A 20,828-nucleotide genomic window follows, 5' to 3' on the forward strand; every position below is an offset into this window, starting at 1 on the left:
TTTACCAGAGACAATTACTCCAGGCTAAAACGATTGACAATGGTGCGAAGCTCTTCTGCCATAGTGGCTAACTCTGTAGATGAAGCCGAAATTTGTTCCATAGCGGCCAACTGCTCTTCCGTACCTGCCGACATTTGCTGTGAAGACTTGGAGGCTGCTACAGCAATGGAGTTGATTTCCCCCAAGGACTGTCGGATGCTGTCACTGTCCTGTGCTACCTCTGAAAAGACGCCGGAAATCTGTGCAATCTGCTGGCTGATATCTGACACGGCTTCAACTATCTGCTCGAATGAATGGTTGGAGTTTGATACTAATTCAATCTCTTGCGTCATGTCGCGGGTAGCTTCATTCATTAATTGTACCGTGCTGTCCATTTCCGTCTGTATCTTCTCGACAGACGTCTGAATATCATCAGTTGCGTACCGAGACTGCTCAGCGAGTTTCCGTACTTCTTCTGCTACCACAGCAAATCCCCGCCCGCTTTCTCCAGCATTGACGGCTTCAATGGATGCGTTGAGTGCCAGAAGATTTGTCTGTTTGGAAATGCCTCCGACAGTTGAAACCAGAGCTTGAATCTTTTCCGTTTGCTGGCTGAGGCTGCCCACGACAGATGAAAGATTGGTTAGCGTCGTATTCATTTCATTCATGTGCGTTGTCGCGTCCCGAAGTGTGTCTCTGCCCTTATATGCTAGCTTTTGTGTTTCCTGAGACGCCTTGGCAATACTTTCGGATTCCTCCGAAGCGTATTTGGTTTTGCCGGATATATCTTCCGATCCCGCTAAGCTCCCTCGGGTACTTTGAGCTTGGCTTTCCGCGCCGGCTGCAAGCACCTGGATGCTGTTTACGATACCTTGTGTGGTGGCGGTCGTCTCTTGTACGCTGGCCGATAATTCCTCGGATGCCGCGGCAACTTGTGATGCACTTGTGGAGACCTGATGAATAATGTTTTTCACGCCAAGAGCCATCTTGTTCAGTTCAAAGTTGATTTGTCCCAATTCGTCACGTGTCCGCGCTGACAGTTGACCGTTTAACGACCCCTTGCCGATGTTCCGCATGAATTGAACCCACTTTTTGTATGATTGCTGAAATGAGTTTTCGTACAAGATTATTAGCACAACAGAAAGTGCTAGAAAAATCCATAGAGCGGATAATTGCAGCACTCTTGAAGGCAAAAATGGAGAGAGTGCGGCTAAGAAAGAAAGAAGGATCAAAGGTAATAAAAACTTTGTTTTCCTGGAGGCAGATGGCAAAATCTGACCGGATCGCAAGACGTAGACTTCAGCCTTGGTTTGCGCTCGTTCGCTTGTTTTGCCTACAATGATTGGTGTAGATACATCAATAAGCTGTTCTCCAGTATCACGAGGATAATAGAAAGCGGTCGTTTGCTCTGCTTTAGCGCATTGGACGCCAACGGCATCACTGAAGTACCTGCCTTCTCTCAGGTGATTGGTATGTATCTCACCATAGCTGTCCCTGCGCACGAGTACAAAATACTCCAGTTCACCAAGGTGTTTGTCCATCACACCTCTAATCTGTGCCCTTGCATCAGCGGTCAAACCATCAAACGTGCCAATAATTTCGCCAATTTCTGCGGCTGCTTTTTCAACAATTCGGGACTGTGCCCGTACAAGCCGTGCAGGAAGCCGTCGGTCACTCACAACTATCCCCCCCAATGTAAGTTGTAAATGTAAGTTCTATTAGAAATAAGATAATTATTACTACTCTGATAAATGTACCATACTATCCTGTCACAGAAACACTGAATCCTAGAACGAAGACACCTGAGCAGGACGTCTCCAACAGAAGGTTGGTTCTTGACAAAGAGTAAAACAATAGCATATTGTTTATAGTGTACTACTTGTAATAGTACAAGAGGTGCTGACCTGCGGTCTTATCGCTCTCATCATAGACAAAGTTTATCGGAGGAGTTGGAGGTGTGAAATGTGGCTGCAAATTGATGCCAGGTCGCCTGTTCCCATTTATCAGCAAATTGTAGATGGAGTCAAAGCGGCTGTTGCCAAAGATGTTTTGAAACCTGGGGACAAAATACCCTCCATTCGAGAACTTGCGGTAGACCTCATGCTCAACCACAACACAGTTGCCAAAGCCTATCGGGAACTGGAACGGAGCAAAGTCATTGAGGTGCTGCGCGGACGAGGAACATTTGTGGCAGAAACAAACATCGCCCCTGACCGTGCGGAGCGCATCAGAGACATTCGAAACCAGATGGAGAGGATGTTAATTGAAGCTCATCATCTCCAAGTCACTGATGACCAACTGGTTTTCATGTTGAAAGAAGTTATTACCCAGTGGAACCAAGACAGTGTGAATGTAACTCGTCGGGACGAAGAGTAAAGGGTGTGAGTACATGGACAAAGTCCTGGAGACAACAGATTTGACAAAGGTGCTGCAGGGGAGAGCGGTTGTCAATCGTGTCAATTTATCCATACCAGGGGCTTCTATCTACGGAATTGTCGGAGCTAATGGCGCCGGAAAAAGTACACTACTTAGATTGATTGTCGGATTGATGTGGCCGGACACAGGGGAAATCAGGCTGTTTGGCAAACCGCTTCCAAGGGACGCAGCAGAGTTCAGGCAACGTGTTCATTTAGTTGCCTCTGATGGACAAATCTACTCTTCGTTTCACGTTGAGGACTTGATAAGGTATGCAAGCGGGCTCTATCAAAGGTGGGATCAGAAACGTTGTGATACATTAATCGACGTGCTGGAATTACCGCGAAAGAGGCGAATCAAGAGTCTTTCTTCTGGAATGAGAATGCAACTGAAATTGACGGTCAGCCTATCTGCACATCCAGACTTATTATTACTGGATGAACCCACAAACGGTTTGGACGCGGTGGTGAAACGTCAATTTCTGCAACTTATTTTGGATGAGGCAGCTCGTGATGGAACGACAATTGTGATGGCTACCCACGCTGTAAATGATTTGGAACGTATGGCAGATGCCGTTGCTGTGATGTACCACGGGCGAATCATTGCTGACGGAGTCGTAGATGACTTGAAGACGCGTATTCGCTCCTACCAAGTGGTTCTGCAAAACGGACTACCACAAGCAGTGAGGCATCACAACAGGGTTCTTCATACTCAGCAAAGAGGCAGCGTTTGGACTGTTGTCGCACAGGACCCGGACGGTACGGTGAGGGCCATGCTGTCGGCAGAGAGTACGCATGTGGAACTGGTACCGCTTGATTTGGAAGAGGTGTTCACGTATCTGCTGGCCAAGGAGGGATATTCACGTGACTCAATCCTTCTTGCCTAAGCCGCTTTTATACAAGGAATGGAAGGAACACAAGTGGTGGGTGTTTGCAGGGGTCATTCTATTACTGCACAGTCCGGTTTTGGACTTCCTAAGTGCTTTGCTTCGGCCCCCTTTACAAGGGGTTAAGCAAGGGATGATTTGGCAGGTGATTTTTCCTGTGATCTATCACTTTCAGTTTACGTTGACTTCGTCCTATCCATATTATCCATCGGACTATCTTATTAAAGGTCCCCCGACTTTAGATACAATAGCTGCCGTCGTGGCAATGGGTCTCATGATTTCGTTGGTGAGTGTGGAACGAAGCAGAGGGTCGATGTGGTACACGTTTTCGTTTCCAATCCGACGGATTGATATGTTACGTGTCAAAATTGGGATTGCGCTCTGCGCGGTCCTGGGAAGTCTTATGGTGAATTTTATTGTTCTGGTCATAGCCGATATCCTTGCCAAGCAGGTCATACCGCTGTCATCAGTCATACTATGGCTATTTGAAAATGCTCTTTTGGAAGTGTCACTGATGGCAGTGGGACTTGCGGCAGCGTCGGTTATTACGACGGGATTGCTCGCTGGACTGACGGCACTGTTGGTGTCTGCAACTCCTTGGGCTCTTGGAAGTGCTGTCCTGCCGCAGACTGCTCCAGGTATAGCTCCTGCTCTTACGCAAACAGCTCCGTTTGTTCAGGGAACTTCCATGGCAGGGCACATTTCCATGTTCCTGCGCGGACTCTCTCCATTACACTACTCCCTGGCTGGGATGACTCAAACCAGTGGGCCGCAAAACTCATTTGTCCCCCTCGCCATTCCCCCAGGGCTGCACTTATCGATGAGTTGGTGGGCAGTCACCTGGCTGATTCTATGGACTGTCGCCTGGGGTGCGCTGGGGGTTTACGGCTACCTTCGTGCTAAGCTCGAGCACGTTTCAAATTTGTTGCAGTTTCCAAAATTACTGCCGTTCGTGCTTTGGCTGTTGTACGGATTCGTCAGTTCGGTTGCTGCAAACGCATTGACCATTCATCACAACCAAACTGCGTCGAAGCCCTATGTCTTGTTAATTCACTGGCTTCTTATGTGGATTGTGATTGGAATGGCAGGGACGGTATTTCGATACTTTTTCCGACGGGAGAGGCAGACACCCTCAGCCTGAAGGCTGTCTACATAAAATCTCCATATCTCCGTCACTAGAGCACAATATTTCTTGGGTAGGCTGGGTTTAGGGAATGAGGAAAACATCTCATTACACAAGGAGGAATACTGCAGATGAAGTGGAGAAATACGATTCTTACTTCTGCCGTCGCAGTTGGCCTCATTGGCTCAGCTACTACGGTTTTTGCAGCAACACAATCCAGCCAATCGGGAACAAACAATGTAAAATCATCAGCACCTTCCCAGACCGGGCAGGGATGGCATCGGCACGGTGGGCCTAGCTCTGGACGAATGCTAGAGGTTGCAAAGATTCTGGGTGTCACGCAGACGACCCTTCAGACGGATTTACAGTCAGGAAAATCCATTGCTGAGGTTGCGAAAAGTAAAGGAATCAGTGAAGCAACGCTGATTGCGAAGTTAAAAGCTGACTTGAAAACAAACCTGGACCAAGCGGTCAAAAATGGGAAGCTGACTTCGTCCCGAGAAACAACGATGCTCTCCAATTTTAATTCTCACGCGAAACAGTTTGTCGAGCGTACGGGCGGTTTCGCTGGTCCTGGAGGCGCGTGGCACGGACGCAGAATGGGCTTTGGAGGAAGGATGGCTGATGTTACGACTGTTCTTGGCATCAGTGCAACCACATTGCGGTCCGATTTGCAATCAGGAGAATCCATTGCACAGATAGCGCAGAGTAAGGGAATGAGTGAAGCAACGCTGATTGCGAAGCTAAAGGCTGACTTTAAGTCCAACTTAGATCAAGCGGTTAAAAACGGGAAACTGACGTCATCTCGGGAAACAACGATGCTTTCCAATTTTAATTCTCACGTCAAACAGTTTGTCGAGCAAAAGGGTTGCAAAGGTCCGCGGCAAGCCCCAGTAAGTCCACCGCAGCCTGGGGCACAGACCAATTCACAGGGCAACGTGAAGGCTGGTTTGCAGGCCAATTCGCAGGCATAGCACAGCTTGAGGTCAGGTCACAAGCCGCAGCTAAATGTTTGCATGTTTGTGGCCGAGCGCGACGCCTTTAGGTTCAGTCTCCGCTCACTTCACTTTTCAAGTTAAATAGAATAAATTGTAAATCCCTCACTCTAAAAATAAGTGAGGGATTTACAATTTTCAGGGAAAAGTCACAAAATTATATTTCTCACAAGTTATACTTGAAATCGAATTACTAATCACATGTCGTACCTTGATGGTGAACTAGGGGGATGGGATTTGAAGCGTTCGTTGCTGCGTCAGCGTATCATTCTGTCAATTCGCACGCTTGTCTTGGTCGCTGTTCTTGAACTCATGAATGAACTCGGCGATGAAACGGTACTGGCTCATTGGAACATACCTGTTGGTACATTAAAGCTGCATATCGTGAAGTTGAGTGTCGCTGTAGCTTTTGCAATTCCCGTCGTTCTGCTGTGGATCTCACAGGAGTACAGGAACTTGAAACGCGCTGACATGGAGCTTGAACAGAGCCAGCAGGATTATCGGTCACTGTTTGATCATAACACTGACGGAGTGTATTTGCTGAATGAGCGAGGAGAGTTCTGCAATGCCAACCCTAGCTTTTTGGAGATGACGGGATATAGCTTGGACGAATTGAAGAACAAGCCAAGGCTCGACTTCTCTGATGAAAGCAACCGATTGGAGATGTTAGAGCATTTGCGCCGCGCTCAAGCGGGGGAATCCAGCCGTTACCAGGCTCGATTTGTGCGGAAAGATAAGCGTTCGAGCGTCGATTTGAATATTACCTATTTCCCCATGTATCGAAACGGGAGATTGGCAGGCTCGTACAGCATTGTGCAGGACGTGACTGAGAAGAACCGAGCCGAAGAGGAACTGCGAGAAACGAAGAATATGCTGACTTCTCTTATTGACAACACAACCGATATCATTGCGATTTACGACGCAAAAGGTACCATTTTGAGTGTGAATCGCGGGTTTGTCCAAACTTTCCAATACGACGAGCTTGAAATTGTCGGCGGAAGCGTCTACGACTTGGTGCCACAGTCTTGGATGGACGACATGAAGACGACAGTAGCAAACGTCCTCAACAATAAGATGGTAGTCTCGAGAGATGCACTGCGTGTCACAAAAACAGGCAATTTCGTGGAAATTGATTTGACAATATCTCCAATTACCAATGCCAAAGGTGATGTCGTTGCCATCGCTAGCATTGGGAGAGATGTGACTGTGGACAAGAGACTGAAGCGTGAATTGGACGAAATGCACAGCAGACTTGAGTCTTTGGTCCAAAATACGGCCGACGCCATCAGTTTTCTGGATGTTCAAGGCAGGGTGATTCTGGTCAATCCCGCATGGGAGCAGCTGTATGGGTGGCAGTTTGCGGAGGTAAAAGGCCAGATTCCCGCTACCATGACAGAAATGTTTCGAAGTGTCTTAACCCGTGAAGAGAGTTTTACGAAAGAGCTAGTTGTGCAAAGAAAGGACAAGTCTCAAGTGACCGTGAGTGCTACGGGATCGCCGATTTACTCCAGTGATGGCACCGTCACAGGCGTATCCTTTATTTCGAAAGACTTGACTCAGCAGAAACAAGCAGAAGAGGTCTTTCTCAACGCCGAGAAGATGCAACTTGTTGCATCTTTGGCAGCCGGTATCGCTCATGAAATTAGGAACCCGCTTACTTCGGTTTCTGGATTCTTGGAACTCATGAAATCAAACTGTGAAATCAAGTATTTGGACCTGCTGCAGAGTGAGGTGAGTCGTATCAACGAAATTACCAATGAATTTTTGTTGTTGGCAAAGCCGCAAGCACAGGCTCAGAGTTATGAAGACTTAACACAGGTCCTTCATGAGGTGTTAACCCTTATGGGAAGTCAGACACATATGCACAGTATCTCTGTTCATATCAATCGGGCAGAGAGTCTTCCACGGGTGGCGTGCGTCAAAGCGCACATGAAGCAGGTCTTTATTAATATTATTAAAAATGCCGTAGAAGCCATGGAAGACGGAGGCACTCTTTATATTGACTTCTCGCACAACGGTGCTGGAGTCAGTGTTGACATCGTTGATGACGGAGCCGGAATTTCCGAGGAAACCCTGCAGAAGATTGGGCAGCCATTTTATACGACGAAGGAACGTGGCACGGGACTGGGCTTGATGGTTACATATCGGATTGTGGAGAACCATGGGGGCACCATTCATATTAGCAGTACCCTGGGGCAAGGGACAAAGGTCCGACTGTATTTGCCTGAGAGCGGGTGTATGCAAAACCTTGAATCTTCGGCTATTGCCGCTGGGGTAGTGTAGGTGAGTTGCACTTATCACAAAGGCCGTAAGGAATGGGGCCGAAGGCGGTTAGTTTATAGGCCGTTTTCATGACGGAGGTTTTTACTCCGATTTTGGCTATTCTGCTGCAGGAAATGCACCACAGGCGATTGTCATTGGGTATGCCGTTCATCTCTTAACTCCTTTCACTAGGACAGAGATTATGATATTCCGTACGGAGGACAAAATTTGTCGAAAGATGTCATCTGAGTTTGTGAAAATTTTGTGACTTAACGGTTTACATCACTGAAGTTTTTCTATGTAGGTCAGCACGTATGAGCAACTGCCCTGATGTCCGTCAGGGCAGTTGCAATTGTTACCACCAGTATCTCCCTGCCAACGCCCCTGCAGTAAAACCTGCCAACGCCCCAAAGGCGAAGAATGCGCCTGGCGCGTAGATTAACTCAGGTTCGGCACGGTTGGACGCGTCAGAGACATCCAATTGGGTGTCGTGTTCCTCGAAACTTGCCAAATATGCAGGTCGACAATTTAGGAGATAAACACCGTCATAAGTGACAGAGTGCAGGATACCCTGAGACACTCTGCCATCCAGGTGGTGAACGTATACGGGTCTGCCCGTTAGTCTCACTGCATGATGATAAAGCGGATGAGCCACGTCTACCCCTCCTTTTCCCCCTATACCTCTACACTATGGCCTCTCGGGACAGGTTGCCCGGGCTGTTTGCTCACGTTTCCCCAAAAGAGGCATCTAAAAAGGGCGCAGCGACGCTGGACTGTAGAGAAAGTGAGATACGTGCTCCAGACTTGGAGGTCTGCTTGTATCAGTCTTTGACACTGCCCGTCACGAAACAGACATATTTGAGTTGACGTCAATCAAGGTGTGACTCTTCCCGCTCAGACTATATTGATGAAGTCAAAACAACCGAGAGGAGGGGAACAGGCCCGACTCTGCAGCCGCGGTGTTGAAGACTTACTGAACTGGGCAGAGGAGGGTCAATACTCATGAAAGATCCAATAACGAAAATACTCAAGAGAATTTTTCTTCTCGTGCTAGTTGGATGTGCTTCCATCTTTATCTGGGGGACTGTGAAAACTTATCAGGGAGCGCCTCCAATTCCGAAGAGAGTTGTATCGCAAAGCGGGGAAGTGCTGCTGACAAGCTCAAACATTGTAAGGGGAAAAGCTGCTTTTCAGGAAGCTGACCTGATGGACTACGGCAGCGTTTACGGAAACGGTGCATATTTCGGAGAAGATTTCACAGCCTCTCTGCTGCACGAATGGGCTTTACAGATGAACCAAATGTATGCCAAACAGCAGTATCAAACTACCTACGACAAGCTTTCAAAGGCGCAGAAGGTGACGGTGAATGCCGAGGTTCAAACACAGCTTCAACATCCCAAAGTGAAGAATAATGTACTGACGCTGTCCAATACGGCTTCAGCGGCACTAAAAGATGTTGTAGTTAAGACCCAGCATCAGCTCATGCATACGAATAAACGGACGGGATATGTCCAAGAGCGGTCACTAACTGCGACGAAAGCTCTAGATACAGCAGACTTTTTTTGGTACACATCATGGACTTCCGTCGCTCATCGCCCTGGGGTTAATTACTCGTACACCAACAATTGGCCCTACGATCCCTTGGTAGGGAATACTCCCACATCAGCAACATTCATTTGGACTTGGGTTTCCATTGGGTTTCTGCTGGCAGGTATTGGCGGCGTTATTTACTTCTACTTTGCACATATCTCAGCACCTGTAGAAGACGTTGGCGAAGTTATTATTAAAGGTTTTCCCAAACTCACTCCAAGTCAACGAAAAACAGGCAAGTACTTTATCAGTGTTGCCCTGTTGTTTTTAATACAGATTCTGGCTGGCGTGCTCATGGCACACTATTATTCAGAACGGGGTGGATTTTTCGGACTCAACATCATTAGTCTGCTGCCCTTTAATGTGCTTAAGGCGATTCATATTCAAACGGCGATATTTTGGATTGCTATCTCCTGGATTGGTGCGGGAATCTTTCTAATGCCATTTATCAGCGGCAAGGAACCGAAACATCAGGGTTTGTTGGTAGATATTCTGTTTGTCGCCATCTGGGCGGTAGGAATTGGAACGCTGGCAGGTCTGTACGCGGGAATCAAAGGCTGGCTGCCTGGCAACAGTTGGTTCTGGTTCGGAAACCAGGGACTCACTTATCTGCAGTTGGGACGGTTCGACCAACTTGCCCTGTTCATTGGCCTCTTCCTTTGGGTATTTATCATTGCACGGGCATTGTGGCCGGCACTGCGTGGAAAGAAAGGCTTCGGTACACTGGAGCATTTGTTGTTTTACTCGGGGTTCTCAATTGCTGCGATGTACGCCTTTGGTATGTTCCCCATCACTTGGATTATGAAGTCGTTCACGCTGACAGATTTTTGGCGCTGGTGGGTTGTACACCTCTGGGTTGAAGGAACGTTTGAGTTTTTTGCTATTGTCGCTACAGCTTATATCCTGGTAGTGCTCGGCTTCATTTCGAGAAAGACTGCAGAAAGATCTACCTGGTTTGAATTAATTCTTGTCTTCCTCGGCGGTATTGTCGGTACAGGACACCACATGTACTGGATTGGTGAACCCTGGATTTGGCTGAGCATTGGGAGTATGTTTGCCTTTGTTGAAGTTCTTCCTTTGCTGCTCATGATTGTCGAAGCAATTGAGTACAGAAAGCACATGAAAAACGAGAAGGGATTTGCACATAAGGTTGCATTGACGTACTTGATGGGCTCTGGCTTCTGGAACTTTTTCGGCGCCGGAGTCATGGGCGGGTTGATTAATGCCCCCTTAATCAACTACTACGAACACGGTACCTTCTTGACCCTGGCGCACGCACATACGTCGATGTTCGGTGCTTTTGGACTCCTGGGGATTGGACTCATGTACTTCGGATTGCGGTATCTTGTGGGAGACAACGGATGGAGCAACAAGCCAGCAATATGGGCATTCTGGTTCTACAATATAGGAATGCTGTTGTGGTGCCTGCTCAACTTCTGGCCCATTGGTTTTGAACAGCTCAATGCAGTGTTTATGCACAGTTATGTTTATGCCAGAAGTGTCGCATTCTACAACAAGACACTGGTTTGGCAGTGGCTGCGGATGCCGGGAGACGTCTTCTTTGCTGCCGGTGCACTGCTAATGTCTTGGGACATCTACCGCAAGGTGCGCATTGGCATGAAAAACTATAGGCAACGGAATGCCTAGCAAACCGAAGAAGGAAAATGTCTAGACCAGGTTCATCAGGGATTGCTTCAATCGTCAACGGCGATTGAAGCAGTTCTTTTTTTTTAAGCTAACCGTTCTGAACTAACAGTTGTCTGCTTATCTGCAGTATGATAAAAGTACTTATTTAACAAGCTAGGGTGGTGCCCTAAATGGAAACCTATCATGTGGTGATTGCAGATGACAGCGAAAAATCTCGTAAGGCTGTCCGGCTGCTTTTAAATGCGGACAAACAATTCCAAGTCGTAGCGGAAGCCGCCACTGGGAATCAGGCCATAGAGAAGACGCGTGAGCACATGCCGGATTTAGTGCTGATGGATATTAATATGCCGGACTGCAATGGATTTGAAGCAACGCGTCTTATTAAAAAAGAATTTCCATACGTGCGAGTCGTCATTCTCAGCGTATCGGATGACGCAACCGATTTGTTTGACGGGATTCGAAACGGTGCTCAGGGGTATTTGGTCAAGAGCATGCAGCCGTCTGATTGGATTCATTACTTGCATGGAATTATGGATGGGGACACGCCTGTATCCCGAGAGATTGCAAAACGACTGCTGGCGGAGTTTAAATACGAGGGTGTAGGACAGTTTGGGACTGAGGGGGTTGAAAAATTGACCCATCGAGAACAGGAAATCTTGAAGTGGGTCAGTACTGGGGCATCAAACAAGGAGATTGCATCGAACCTGTTTATTTCTGAGAACACAGTAAAAAATCATTTGAAAAACATTATGGCTAAATTACATATTCAAAACCGGGTACAACTGGCCATATACGCGCAAGGAAAACATAGGGAGAGGTAAAGGAGGAGGATGACCAAGGAGGAGATAAGAACGGGATAAAATAAAAACAGCAATTTGCCTAAAAAATAGCCCTTTCGAGTCAAGGAATTTTGTGCCACTGCAGCGTACTGTTATGTAGGGAACTTGAATACTTCTCATGACATTCAAACGAGGTGACGGTATGTGTCGAGGCAAAGCCGCAGCCCGTGGCTTGTTGTAATCCTTGTTTTGTTTGTTTTGCTGCTGCTTCCCTTTGCATACGGGGTTGTTGGGGACTCCGAGTCGCTTGGCCGTTTCAAACTGACTGTTTCTTTGTTTCGAGAAACACCAAACACCTCTGTTTCCAATGACTTTCAACACCCCGCACAGTTCAGTATTGTACAAGTGATAGCCGGGGACCGGGATGTTCCTAAGGCGCAAGTCAAGAATGTCGCTCGCTTAATCAAGACCAATGCGTCCATTTTGCAAACCACCCTAGGGCAACTCCCCAGTTCGAAGACCAAGGTGTATCTGTATTCAACCCAAAAACAGTATAAAAGAGTGGCAAAGAGCGCGTTTCCTGCGTCCCAGGTAGCATGGGTGCTCAGTGAAACAGGCGGTTTTACGGTAGCATCCACTGTGTACATTCCTCTGTACAAATACTCCAACAATGCATTTATAGCTGACACACTGATGCATGAACTGACTCATGTCACACTGAATTCGCACAGTTTGACCCCAAAAATGCCGGAGTGGATGAACGAAGGACTAGCCTGGTACAACGGCACACAAGCACAGGAGCGTATTGATGAGGAAGCTTCACAGCAGACGCGTGTACGCCTGTTTCAAGAGTTACATAAAGCACAAAGTACGGGAGAATTACAGTCTATTGCGTCAGAGAGTGTTGCGGTTGCGCAGGACAATCTGCCATACAACGTTGAATTTCAAGACTCTTTGGGTGTGTCATATTTGATTCGAAGATACGGCATAAACCGGCTTGGCTTACTGTTGCGGGAGTTAAAGCACCGGTCTTTTAGCGAGTGTTTTCAAATGATATACGGAAAATCTGCGCAACAATTTCAAAACACCTTTACTGGACTGAGGCCAGTTGGAAATGCTGAGTTTCAGTGGTCTTATCCTCCTTCTGCAATACTACATTAGTACAATTGTCTCCTTGTGTCTCATCGTTGCCCTCTTACACAGAAGCCGCAAAGGGTTCCTGGGTCTGTTCCGCAACCAGCTTACTGGCTTACTCACTGACTCACCGACTTATTCACTGACTGTCACAATTAGATGCCAGTTGCTTTTCAGCTCAAGGCATGGTATCTTTCGTAAACAGGAATCATTCCTACTTGACGAGCCTGTTATACTTTAGAATGCATACGATAGTGTTTCGTGTGACTTATATTTTATCTATTGAAGTTATGTGGAGGGTTGTTGGAATGACGACAGCAGACAATGTTCAAGAAATAGATAGAAGGATGAACGGAAGGTTGTTCGGCCTCAGTTGGTCACATTTCTTAAACGACGGAGCGGCAAATTATCTGCCGGGTATTCTCCCGGCAGTTCTCATTTCCCTCCATGAACCGGTCAAAATGGCCGGAGTACTCATGGCAGCCCTTATGATTGGGCAGGCACTACAACCTCTGATGGGGTGGATTGCCGACAGAGTCGGCGGCAGAAGTCTTATCATTATTGGCTTGCTCAGCAGTTCTCTCGGCGGAGCTCTGTTAGGCGTCGCGCATTACGCTTGGGTTTTTATCGGTCTCTTATTGTTAATTGGAGTTGGGAGTTCACTGTTTCACCCTCAAGCTTTGGCAGTTGTCAGAAGTATGGCTCAAACGAGGCAAGGGTTGACCACTTCAGTATTTCTGGTCGGTGGCGAACTGGGAAGAGGCATATGGCCCACCGTTGCAAGTTTTGTCGTTGTTCACCATGGCATCTCATCACTCTGGATCTTTGCAGTACCTGCATTAATCACAATACCGTTCTTGATGCGTTTTGCACCGAAGCTGCCGGCTAAACGCACTCACGGAAACCCGATTCACATCAACGAGCATCTTGCTCCTATGTCTTTGCTCATCGGGTATACGGGACTTCGTGCACTCATGACCTTTGGTTTGGTCACCTTTGTCCCGATACTTTGGAAAGTGTATGGCGGAACCTTGGTTGGAGGCGCCTCTATTATTACGACAATGCTTGTAATTGGCGTGATTGGCAACCTTGGAGGAGGACACTTGGCTGACAGGTTCGGACGACGTCCAGTTTTGGTCATATCTGCTTTTCTCTCTGCCGTTTTGATACCTGTCCTCGCCCACGTTTCCGGAGCATGGATTTGGGTTATAGCAGCGATTGTTGGTATTTTCCTGTTTCTTAGTGCATCCACAACAGTTCTTATTGGTCAGGACATATTTCCAGAGAATCGCTCTATGGGCTCCGGAATCGCACTTGGCTTCTCCAATGGCATTGGAGCTGTGTTAGTGCTTGTGATTGGGCTGTGGGTAACAGACCAGAATGTTTTGACCGTTTTCTGGATTTTAGCAGGTGCGGGTCTCATCTCCGCGCTGCTGGGCCTTTTAATACCGCGCTCTGTGGTCGGACGAAACGCTTAAAAACTAGTTTTGAATCGCAGTCTGTAGAGCCCTGTGCCAATTCGGTACAGGGCTCTCGTGTTCTCCAAAATCACGCTTATTTAACAGTCCAAGTTCCGTTCATATAACCTGGGTTCTTGGAGAGGTCCATGACGCCGCCCATTCCGCTGGAACCGGACCCGCAAGCAGCGTCACATTGCCACTTTAATTGCGTGGGTTTTGAAGGAGTATGAAAAGTAAATACAATGCTGTTGCTCCTTTCACTGCTAGTACGCGCTTCTATTGGTATGTTTAGGCCCTTAAAACTACTTGTTTGCGCGATAGTGATGGTATGCGCCACCTTTTTGACGGGAACCGATGATACGGCTTTTCCGTCTACTGTCATGGTACCGCTAACAGTTCCTTGGACTTTGTTTCCGCCTGAAGGGATGGCGGCTCCACCGTCATCAAAATTCTGGACAGTAATGGTAACATCTTTGTTTTCAGGAAGAGTCAGATTCGCTGGAACGAATGCAGGAACCATTTTTGGCTTTCCATTTTTCTTGTCAACAATTACTTGAATTTTAAAGTGTGTCTTAATGGTGCTGGCAGATGTTTGTTGGGACGTACTCCTATTTGATGTGTTGGTCGGCGCTGTACTGGAACTAGCAGAGTTGTTCGATGTGCCGCAGCCTGCGAGGACAAAAATTGGACTGATAACGGCAATAGCAAATAACTTGGATTTCATTTGAAAGTTCCCCCTGTCATGGATATGATTGCGTTCGCAAATACCATAACTCTCCATGCAAATACAGAGGGTGGCTCTTTCGGGCTATCTTTGTTACAGGATTTTATCATATATTCATTAATCACCTTATTACATCTTATTAGCTGGATTCAGCAAGTATCAAAGTGAAGAATAGTGATGACACGATGACAATATCTTTTTGGAGGACTGATCGAAGAAAGAGGAGTTTGCTATTTCTTCAACGAAAGTAGAGTTGCAAATGAAGAATATGGCTTGGAGTAAAATAGAATGAAGACCATCGCAAGTGAAGAACGCGTGCGACGGATGCCGCACGCGTCTCAACTCTAACAGACACTCAGTTTCGCATGATTGAAGTTTAGCCGAGCACGTGCATGACGGCACTGACAATGGCAGGAGTTGGCGGAATACTTTCTGCTGGCGATACTGCCAATGCAGCCAAAGCCAGAGCACCAACACCAATTGCCAAGAGGGTTAAAGTTTTCTTCATAACTATACATCTCCAATCGAGGTGGTTTTAGTGGACATTCAGCAACGCGACGAACTACTTGCCTTCATGGCCGGTCACCGCATCATGACCCTGAGAAAACAGCACGGCATGTCTCAAGCTTACTTGGCTCGGGGAATCGTCAGTCAACCGACATTAAGTCTGCTAGAGACTGGGAAGCACTCCCCTCAACCTGAATTGCTGCGGCTGCTGGGTGAAAAGCTAGATGATTCTGTTCTCCTGACTTATGCCGAATTGACAGAGCAAAAAAATGACTACATCGACATCCCCCCTGATGAAATTCTTGAGGCATTACTGCAGTATACTGCCAGTTGGACTGCATTTCATACAAACCTCGCAGTACAACTGTCTGAGTATTATTTTAATCTTGGAAATCGCGAACATGCAGAAAAATTAGTCGATTTGGCTATTAATAATAAGCTCGACTCCATTCATTACTACAAGGCATGCAATTTAAAAGGGAAATTTCTCTTGTATTCTTTTGACTATATGGAAGCGGAGCAATACTTGCTGAGAGCCAATCATGCAGGGAATCTCTTGGATTCAAAGCTTCGGGCAACCGTTTTGTACAATCTGGGATATACCTACTTCTTTATGGACAAGTATGACCTTGCGTCGACCTATTGCGCTGAGGCCGTGGTCATTTGTCAGCAGGAGAGCAAGCTGTTTTGGCTGTACGCCAAAGCCCTCGGACTCAGGGGTGCCATTTACCATAAGGTCGGAAGATTGGACGAAGCCATGTCTAGTCTAGATGATGCCTTTGTCATGTTGGAAAAATTCAACGGTAATCTGGAAGACAAGTTTCGTGTCAGCATGTCTGCCGTGGACGTGTTGGAGTCCCAGGCCAGGTACGATGAGGCTGAGAAGTATCTGGAACGGCTTCGGGACCTTGCACCGGACTTTGAGGGCATTGGCGACACGTCATTGTCCGTATATTATCGTATTCTGGCTCGAATACAGTTCAGGAAAGGGCTATATTCTCAAGCCGAGCTGTCAGTGTCTGAAGCCATCGGACACGCATTTAATGTCAATGATGACTGGTCTATCACCTGGTCTCTCATAACAGTGCTTGGAATCTATCGAGATGCGAGAAAGCGTCGTGATGCTGCGGAGCAAATTCTCACGATTGCTGAAGAGAAGCAGTTACCGATGCAGGGAGCGATTGCAGCAGAAGCTTTGCTCGAACTTTCGGGTGATTCTTTCCCCATTGAAGCGTACAAAGCGATTACTATGTATCGTACTGCATTGTTTCGAACAATTTATCTTGAACCTGTAGCAGGTTTGCTGCCAAAACTTGAGCTCAAAACAGACGATAAAACTAGCGATGACGCAAATGGAATAGAGTCGGAGCCCGGAGGGGCGGAGTCAGCGGCAGCCAACGACCTTGGCAACGCCAAGTCGGAATCAGGGTCAAGAAACGAAGAAAATCAAAGAAAGGAGACGGGAGAAGTCTAGAACTGCTCTTTTTATTATTAATAGCGAACCTTGCAGGCTTCCCAAATTTTATGTGGTAATTCGATATTATCCGAAAATTTTGGAGGTGTATCGATTGAAGAACAAGGTTCGCAAGCTTTCTGCAGGTGTATTTGGTATTGCTGCACTAACGTTTTTGGTTGGCTATGCTCCCGCGTCTCGCGCAGGAGGCCACCCGTCGAAATGGACGGCACAGCTCCCGATTCACATCAAACGAGATGCTACGACCACGTATCAGAGCGGTTATACCCCCAGTCAGATTCGTACGGCATATGGCATCAATCAGCTTTCCGTAACAGGTGCCAATCAAACGATTGCTATTGTGGACGCCTATGGCAGTCCTACCATCCAACAAGACCTAGCGTCGTTTGACAGCCAGTTCGGATTGTCCTCAGCAAACCTACAGATAGCCTATCCAAATGGCAAACCGCATCAAACAAACAGTGGCTGGGCGCTTGAAACTTCCTTGGATGTGGAATGGGCACATGCAATAGCCCCAGGAGCCAAAATCATGTTGGTCGTTGCAAAGTCAGCTTCGACATCCAATCTTCTGTCAGCCATCAACTACGCAACTTCACACGGCGCACAGGTAGTATCCAATAGTTGGGGCGGGTCCGAGTTCTCCGGGGAATCCAGCTACAACTCCTATTTTCAGCATACCGGAGTCGTCTATCTGGCTTCTTCCGGCGATAGCGGCGCTGGCACGGAATGGCCGGCAGCTTCTCCTGATGTCCTTGGGACAGGCGGTACGACACTGAATCTTGGGTCGGGCGGCAGCTATGGCAGTGAAACAGCTTGGTCTGGGTCTGGCGGCGGTCAGAGCACCTATGAGTCTCGTCCGAGTTACCAGAACAATTGGTTGAGTGTGACGGGATCGCAAAGGGGTATTCCTGACGTCGCATGGGATGCCAACCCGAGTACAGGTGTGGCAGTATACGACAGCACAAGCGATCAAGGACAGTCTGGCTGGTTTGTTGTCGGCGGGACAAGCGTGTCAAGTCCGAGTTGGTCCGGCCTGATTGCCTTGGCAGACCAAGGTCGAACATCACCTCTGACCAGCCGTGATGCTATCTCCCAGATTTACAACTTGGCTGGTACGACAGGAAGCACTGGCTACAACAAGTACTTCCATGACATCACACAAGGAAATAACGGCGGCTATTCCGCACAGCCAGGGTACGATCTCGTTACCGGTATCGGCAGTCCTCAGGCCAATAATCTGATTCCAGCACTCACAGCCGCTCCTTGAGCCGGCATCACTAGTGAGGCTGGACACGTTTAAGGAAGGCGCGATTCGATACAACATTCCAAATTAGAATGCGGGGTCCTATTGATGAAAAGAAATGGTATAGAAAAAATAAAATTAAGTTTAGGTACAAGCATTTTGGCCGGTTTTCTGCTGACGGCGGGAATGCCAACGGCTCTTGCGCAAAACCACTCCGGCAAGATGCGGCTGCCAGGAGCTGCGCCTGTCGCGGCGAAGCACGGCAAGTTCCTCAAACATGCCAATGCGTCGAGAAAGATCTCTGTTACGATTAGTCTCAAGCTTCGAAATGAGGCACAGCTCAAACAGCTCATCCAAAATCAGTACAACCCCCAATCCGCAGATTACAAGAAGTTTCTTACACCGGCAAAGTTTGCACAGGAATTTGGCCCGACAAAAACCACAGTTGCAGCGGTCAAGGCATACGCCAAATCCCATGGATTAACAGTCACCCACGTGTCTAAGGAGCGCACCCTTGTGCAAGTGCAAGGGACGGTGGGCCAAATGGAGAAAGCTTTTAGCGTCAAAATCAACAATTACAAGGATAGCTCAGGGAAGAAATTCTATGCGAATGCTACTTCACCGACTCTGCCGACTTCTCTGGCTGCCCAAGTGATTGGAATTTCAGGGCTAAACGACAAGGCCAGTTGGCATCACGCCAGTGCAACACCACTGCAGAGCAAAAAAGGGCTTCCGGGAATTCATCACACCATACTAGCTTCAATGCTGAATCACAGTACTACTCCTCACCTTGGCAACGGTCCTGCGGGAGGTTACACGCCAACTGAACTCCGATCGGCCTACAATGTGAGCCCCTTGACTTCCGCTGGTATCAACGGATCGGGTCAAACCGTGGCGCTGTTCGAACTGGATGGTTACAATCAGTCCAATATTTCAACATATGACAGCTACTACAATTTGGGCAGCGCATCCCCGTCAACTGTACTCGTCGACGGATACAGCGGTGCTGCAGGCCAGGGAGAACCCGAAGTGGAACTCGACATCGAAGTGATTAACGCAATTGCACCAAAGGCCAACGTTGTTGTTTATGAGGGGCCGAACAGTACACAGGGTGTCATTGACACCTATCAAAAGATTGCTACCGCAGACACTGCAAAGCAAGTCAGCAGCAGTTGGGGGCAATCTGAGTTATCAAGTAATACGTCTACTATGAACAGTTTGAATTCGATTTTTCAACAGATGGCCAGTCAAGGTCAGAGCATGTTCGCGGCTGCAGGAGACAATGGGGCTTATGACGGCGGCGGCTCCCAGTTAGCTGTGGACAGCCCCTCCAATGACCCTTACGTCACAGGGGTCGGCGGAACGCATTTGACCCTGTCCAACGGCAGCTATGGCAGTGAATCTGTCTGGTCCAATTCTTCCAACAATTCGGGTGGCGGCGGAGGATTATCTACGGTGTACAGTCAACCGAGTTGGCAAACCGGACCGGGCGTACAAAACAGTTACAGCAACGGGATGCGCGAGGTGCCGGATGTGTCGGCCGACGCAGATCCAAGCACAGGCTACTCCATCTACAGTCAGGGTTCGTGGACGGTGTACGGAGGGACATCTTGTGCAGCACCGCTGTGGGCTGGACTGGCTGCTCTGAATAACCAGTACGCTGCCAAGAACGGTAAGTCAGCCTTAGGATTTGCAAATCCAACCCTCTACAAAATGTTTAACACCACACAGACTTACCCGGCATATCACGATGTCACACAGGGGAACAACCTGTACTATCCCGCAACATCTGGCTACGATATGGCTTCCGGAATTGGAACCCCGAACGCCTACAATCTCATTCGTGACATCAATGGAACGTCCACGGGAGGTACCGGCGGCGGATCCGGCGGAGGTACAACCCAGACTCAACTGATTCAAAACGGCGGCTTTGAGAGCGGTACGAGTCCTTGGGTTGAATCAAGCTCGGGAGGCTATCAGCTGATTGACACAACGAACCCCCATACAGGCAGCTATTCAGCTTACTTGGCAGGGTACAATAATGCTAACGATTCAATTTACCAAACCATTTCCATTCCGAGCTCTGCCACGAAGGTCACGTTGTCCTATTGGACGGATGTCCAAACCACGGAGACCACTCACAGCTACGACTTCCTGAAAGTAGAACTGAGAGACGCTAACGGCAATGTTCTGAAGACAATTCAAACCCAGAGCGATGCTACAGCTACTGGCTGGAAGAGCCAGTCGTTCGACATTAGCGGGTATGCAGGAAAGACGGTTGAAGTGTATTTTGACGGGACAAATGATTCCAGTAATCCGACTGACTTCTTTGTGGATGACGTCAGTGTGACAGCTAATTGAATGAAGTAAAATTGTAACAAAGTGTACATCACGGGCCCCCGGTATTCGGATATGCTGGGGGCTTTGTTATGTTGTCTGCGTGCGGGAGGGACCCATCGGTGTCCATTCAAGGCTATAATGAGGGTATTCGGAAGATAGTCTTAATGGCGTCTTATCACAACACAGGACAGCACTTTGTTTCGGAGGCACTTGTTCGGCACGTCGGCCGCACTTATGGATAATGTTGCTTTGGAAAAAATAAAGGCAGCA

The 20,828-nt window shown here is 48.0% G+C and carries 17 protein-coding genes; 13 read left to right on the forward strand and 4 right to left on the reverse strand.

Features of this window, described 5'->3' with window-relative positions; all coding sequences use genetic code 11:
• Positions 1 to 14: 14 nt before the first annotated feature.
• Positions 15 to 1,658 carry a methyl-accepting chemotaxis protein gene (locus GI364_RS05080; RefSeq protein WP_198852609.1) on the reverse strand — a complete coding sequence of 548 codons (1,644 nt, stop codon included), beginning with the start codon at positions 1,656 to 1,658 and terminating at the stop codon, positions 15 to 17.
• Between the two features lie 283 nt (positions 1,659 to 1,941).
• Between GI364_RS05080 and GI364_RS05085 the strand changes: the two genes are divergently transcribed.
• From GI364_RS05085 to GI364_RS05105, 5 genes are all read left to right on the forward strand, one after another.
• Entirely contained in the window at positions 1,942 to 2,355 is a 414-nt protein-coding gene (locus GI364_RS05085) for a GntR family transcriptional regulator (protein WP_198852610.1), read from the forward strand.
• Positions 2,356 to 2,368: 13 nt separating this feature from the next.
• Positions 2,369 to 3,280 (forward strand): ABC transporter ATP-binding protein, encoded by a 912-nt coding sequence (locus tag GI364_RS05090; protein ID WP_198852611.1) that lies wholly within the window; start codon positions 2,369 to 2,371, stop codon positions 3,278 to 3,280.
• The gene (locus GI364_RS05095; protein ID WP_198852612.1) at positions 3,258 to 4,421 is read left to right on the forward strand and encodes a hypothetical protein; all 1,164 of its coding nucleotides are present in this window, start codon (positions 3,258 to 3,260) and stop codon (positions 4,419 to 4,421) included. The genes GI364_RS05090 and GI364_RS05095 overlap by 23 nt, the downstream gene beginning before the upstream one ends.
• 113 nt (positions 4,422 to 4,534) lie before the next feature.
• Positions 4,535 to 5,377 carry a hypothetical protein gene (locus GI364_RS05100; RefSeq protein WP_198852613.1) on the forward strand — a complete coding sequence of 281 codons (843 nt, stop codon included), beginning with the start codon at positions 4,535 to 4,537 and terminating at the stop codon, positions 5,375 to 5,377.
• A gap of 258 nt (positions 5,378 to 5,635) precedes the next feature.
• Complete coding sequence (locus GI364_RS05105; protein ID WP_198852614.1) at positions 5,636 to 7,681, forward strand: PAS domain-containing protein; 2,046 nt, start codon at positions 5,636 to 5,638, stop codon at positions 7,679 to 7,681.
• Between the two features lie 334 nt (positions 7,682 to 8,015).
• Here the strand turns inward: GI364_RS05105 and GI364_RS05110 are convergent, their stop codons facing one another.
• Positions 8,016 to 8,315 carry a hypothetical protein gene (locus tag GI364_RS05110; protein WP_198852615.1) on the reverse strand — a complete coding sequence of 100 codons (300 nt, stop codon included), beginning with the start codon at positions 8,313 to 8,315 and terminating at the stop codon, positions 8,016 to 8,018.
• Positions 8,316 to 8,662: 347 nt separating this feature from the next.
• Between GI364_RS05110 and GI364_RS05115 the strand changes: the two genes are divergently transcribed.
• The 4 genes from GI364_RS05115 to GI364_RS05130 all read left to right on the forward strand — a co-directional run bounded on the left by GI364_RS05115 (position 8,663) and on the right by GI364_RS05130 (position 14,288).
• Positions 8,663 to 10,897 carry a nitric-oxide reductase large subunit gene (locus tag GI364_RS05115; protein WP_198852616.1) on the forward strand — a complete coding sequence of 745 codons (2,235 nt, stop codon included), beginning with the start codon at positions 8,663 to 8,665 and terminating at the stop codon, positions 10,895 to 10,897.
• A gap of 170 nt (positions 10,898 to 11,067) precedes the next feature.
• Positions 11,068 to 11,718 carry a response regulator gene (locus GI364_RS05120; protein WP_198852617.1) on the forward strand — a complete coding sequence of 217 codons (651 nt, stop codon included), beginning with the start codon at positions 11,068 to 11,070 and terminating at the stop codon, positions 11,716 to 11,718.
• 162 nt (positions 11,719 to 11,880) lie between these two features.
• Positions 11,881 to 12,837 (forward strand): peptidase MA family metallohydrolase, encoded by a 957-nt coding sequence (locus GI364_RS05125; protein ID WP_198852618.1) that lies wholly within the window; start codon positions 11,881 to 11,883, stop codon positions 12,835 to 12,837.
• Positions 12,838 to 13,118: 281 nt separating this feature from the next.
• Positions 13,119 to 14,288 (forward strand): MFS transporter, encoded by a 1,170-nt coding sequence (locus tag GI364_RS05130; protein WP_198852619.1) that lies wholly within the window; start codon positions 13,119 to 13,121, stop codon positions 14,286 to 14,288.
• Positions 14,289 to 14,364: 76 nt separating this feature from the next.
• Here the strand turns inward: GI364_RS05130 and GI364_RS05135 are convergent, their stop codons facing one another.
• Together GI364_RS05135 and GI364_RS25085 are read right to left on the reverse strand one after the other, a co-directional pair.
• Complete coding sequence (locus GI364_RS05135) at positions 14,365 to 14,994, reverse strand: hypothetical protein (protein WP_198852620.1); 630 nt, start codon at positions 14,992 to 14,994, stop codon at positions 14,365 to 14,367.
• A 376-nt stretch (positions 14,995 to 15,370) separates the two neighbouring features.
• Positions 15,371 to 15,502, reverse strand: a complete 132-nt coding sequence (locus GI364_RS25085; protein ID WP_255524596.1) for a hypothetical protein — start codon at positions 15,500 to 15,502, stop codon at positions 15,371 to 15,373.
• Positions 15,503 to 15,532: 30 nt separating this feature from the next.
• Between GI364_RS25085 and GI364_RS05140 the strand changes: the two genes are divergently transcribed.
• The 4 genes from GI364_RS05140 (at position 15,533) to GI364_RS25090 (ending at position 20,800) form a co-directional block, all read left to right on the forward strand.
• Complete coding sequence (locus GI364_RS05140; RefSeq protein WP_198852621.1) at positions 15,533 to 16,975, forward strand: helix-turn-helix transcriptional regulator; 1,443 nt, start codon at positions 15,533 to 15,535, stop codon at positions 16,973 to 16,975.
• A gap of 94 nt (positions 16,976 to 17,069) precedes the next feature.
• Complete coding sequence (locus tag GI364_RS05145) at positions 17,070 to 18,242, forward strand: S53 family peptidase (protein ID WP_233096019.1); 1,173 nt, start codon at positions 17,070 to 17,072, stop codon at positions 18,240 to 18,242.
• Between the two features lie 84 nt (positions 18,243 to 18,326).
• Positions 18,327 to 20,579, forward strand: coding sequence for a protease pro-enzyme activation domain-containing protein (locus GI364_RS05150; protein WP_198852622.1), 2,253 nt, complete (start codon positions 18,327 to 18,329; stop codon positions 20,577 to 20,579).
• 98 nt (positions 20,580 to 20,677) lie between these two features.
• Positions 20,678 to 20,800 (forward strand): hypothetical protein, encoded by a 123-nt coding sequence (locus GI364_RS25090; protein WP_255524597.1) that lies wholly within the window; start codon positions 20,678 to 20,680, stop codon positions 20,798 to 20,800.
• The last annotated feature ends 28 nt before the right edge of the window (positions 20,801 to 20,828 follow it).

It is taken from the genome of Alicyclobacillus sp. SO9, assembly GCF_016406125.1.
Taxonomy (GTDB): domain Bacteria; phylum Bacillota; class Bacilli; order Alicyclobacillales; family Alicyclobacillaceae; genus SO9.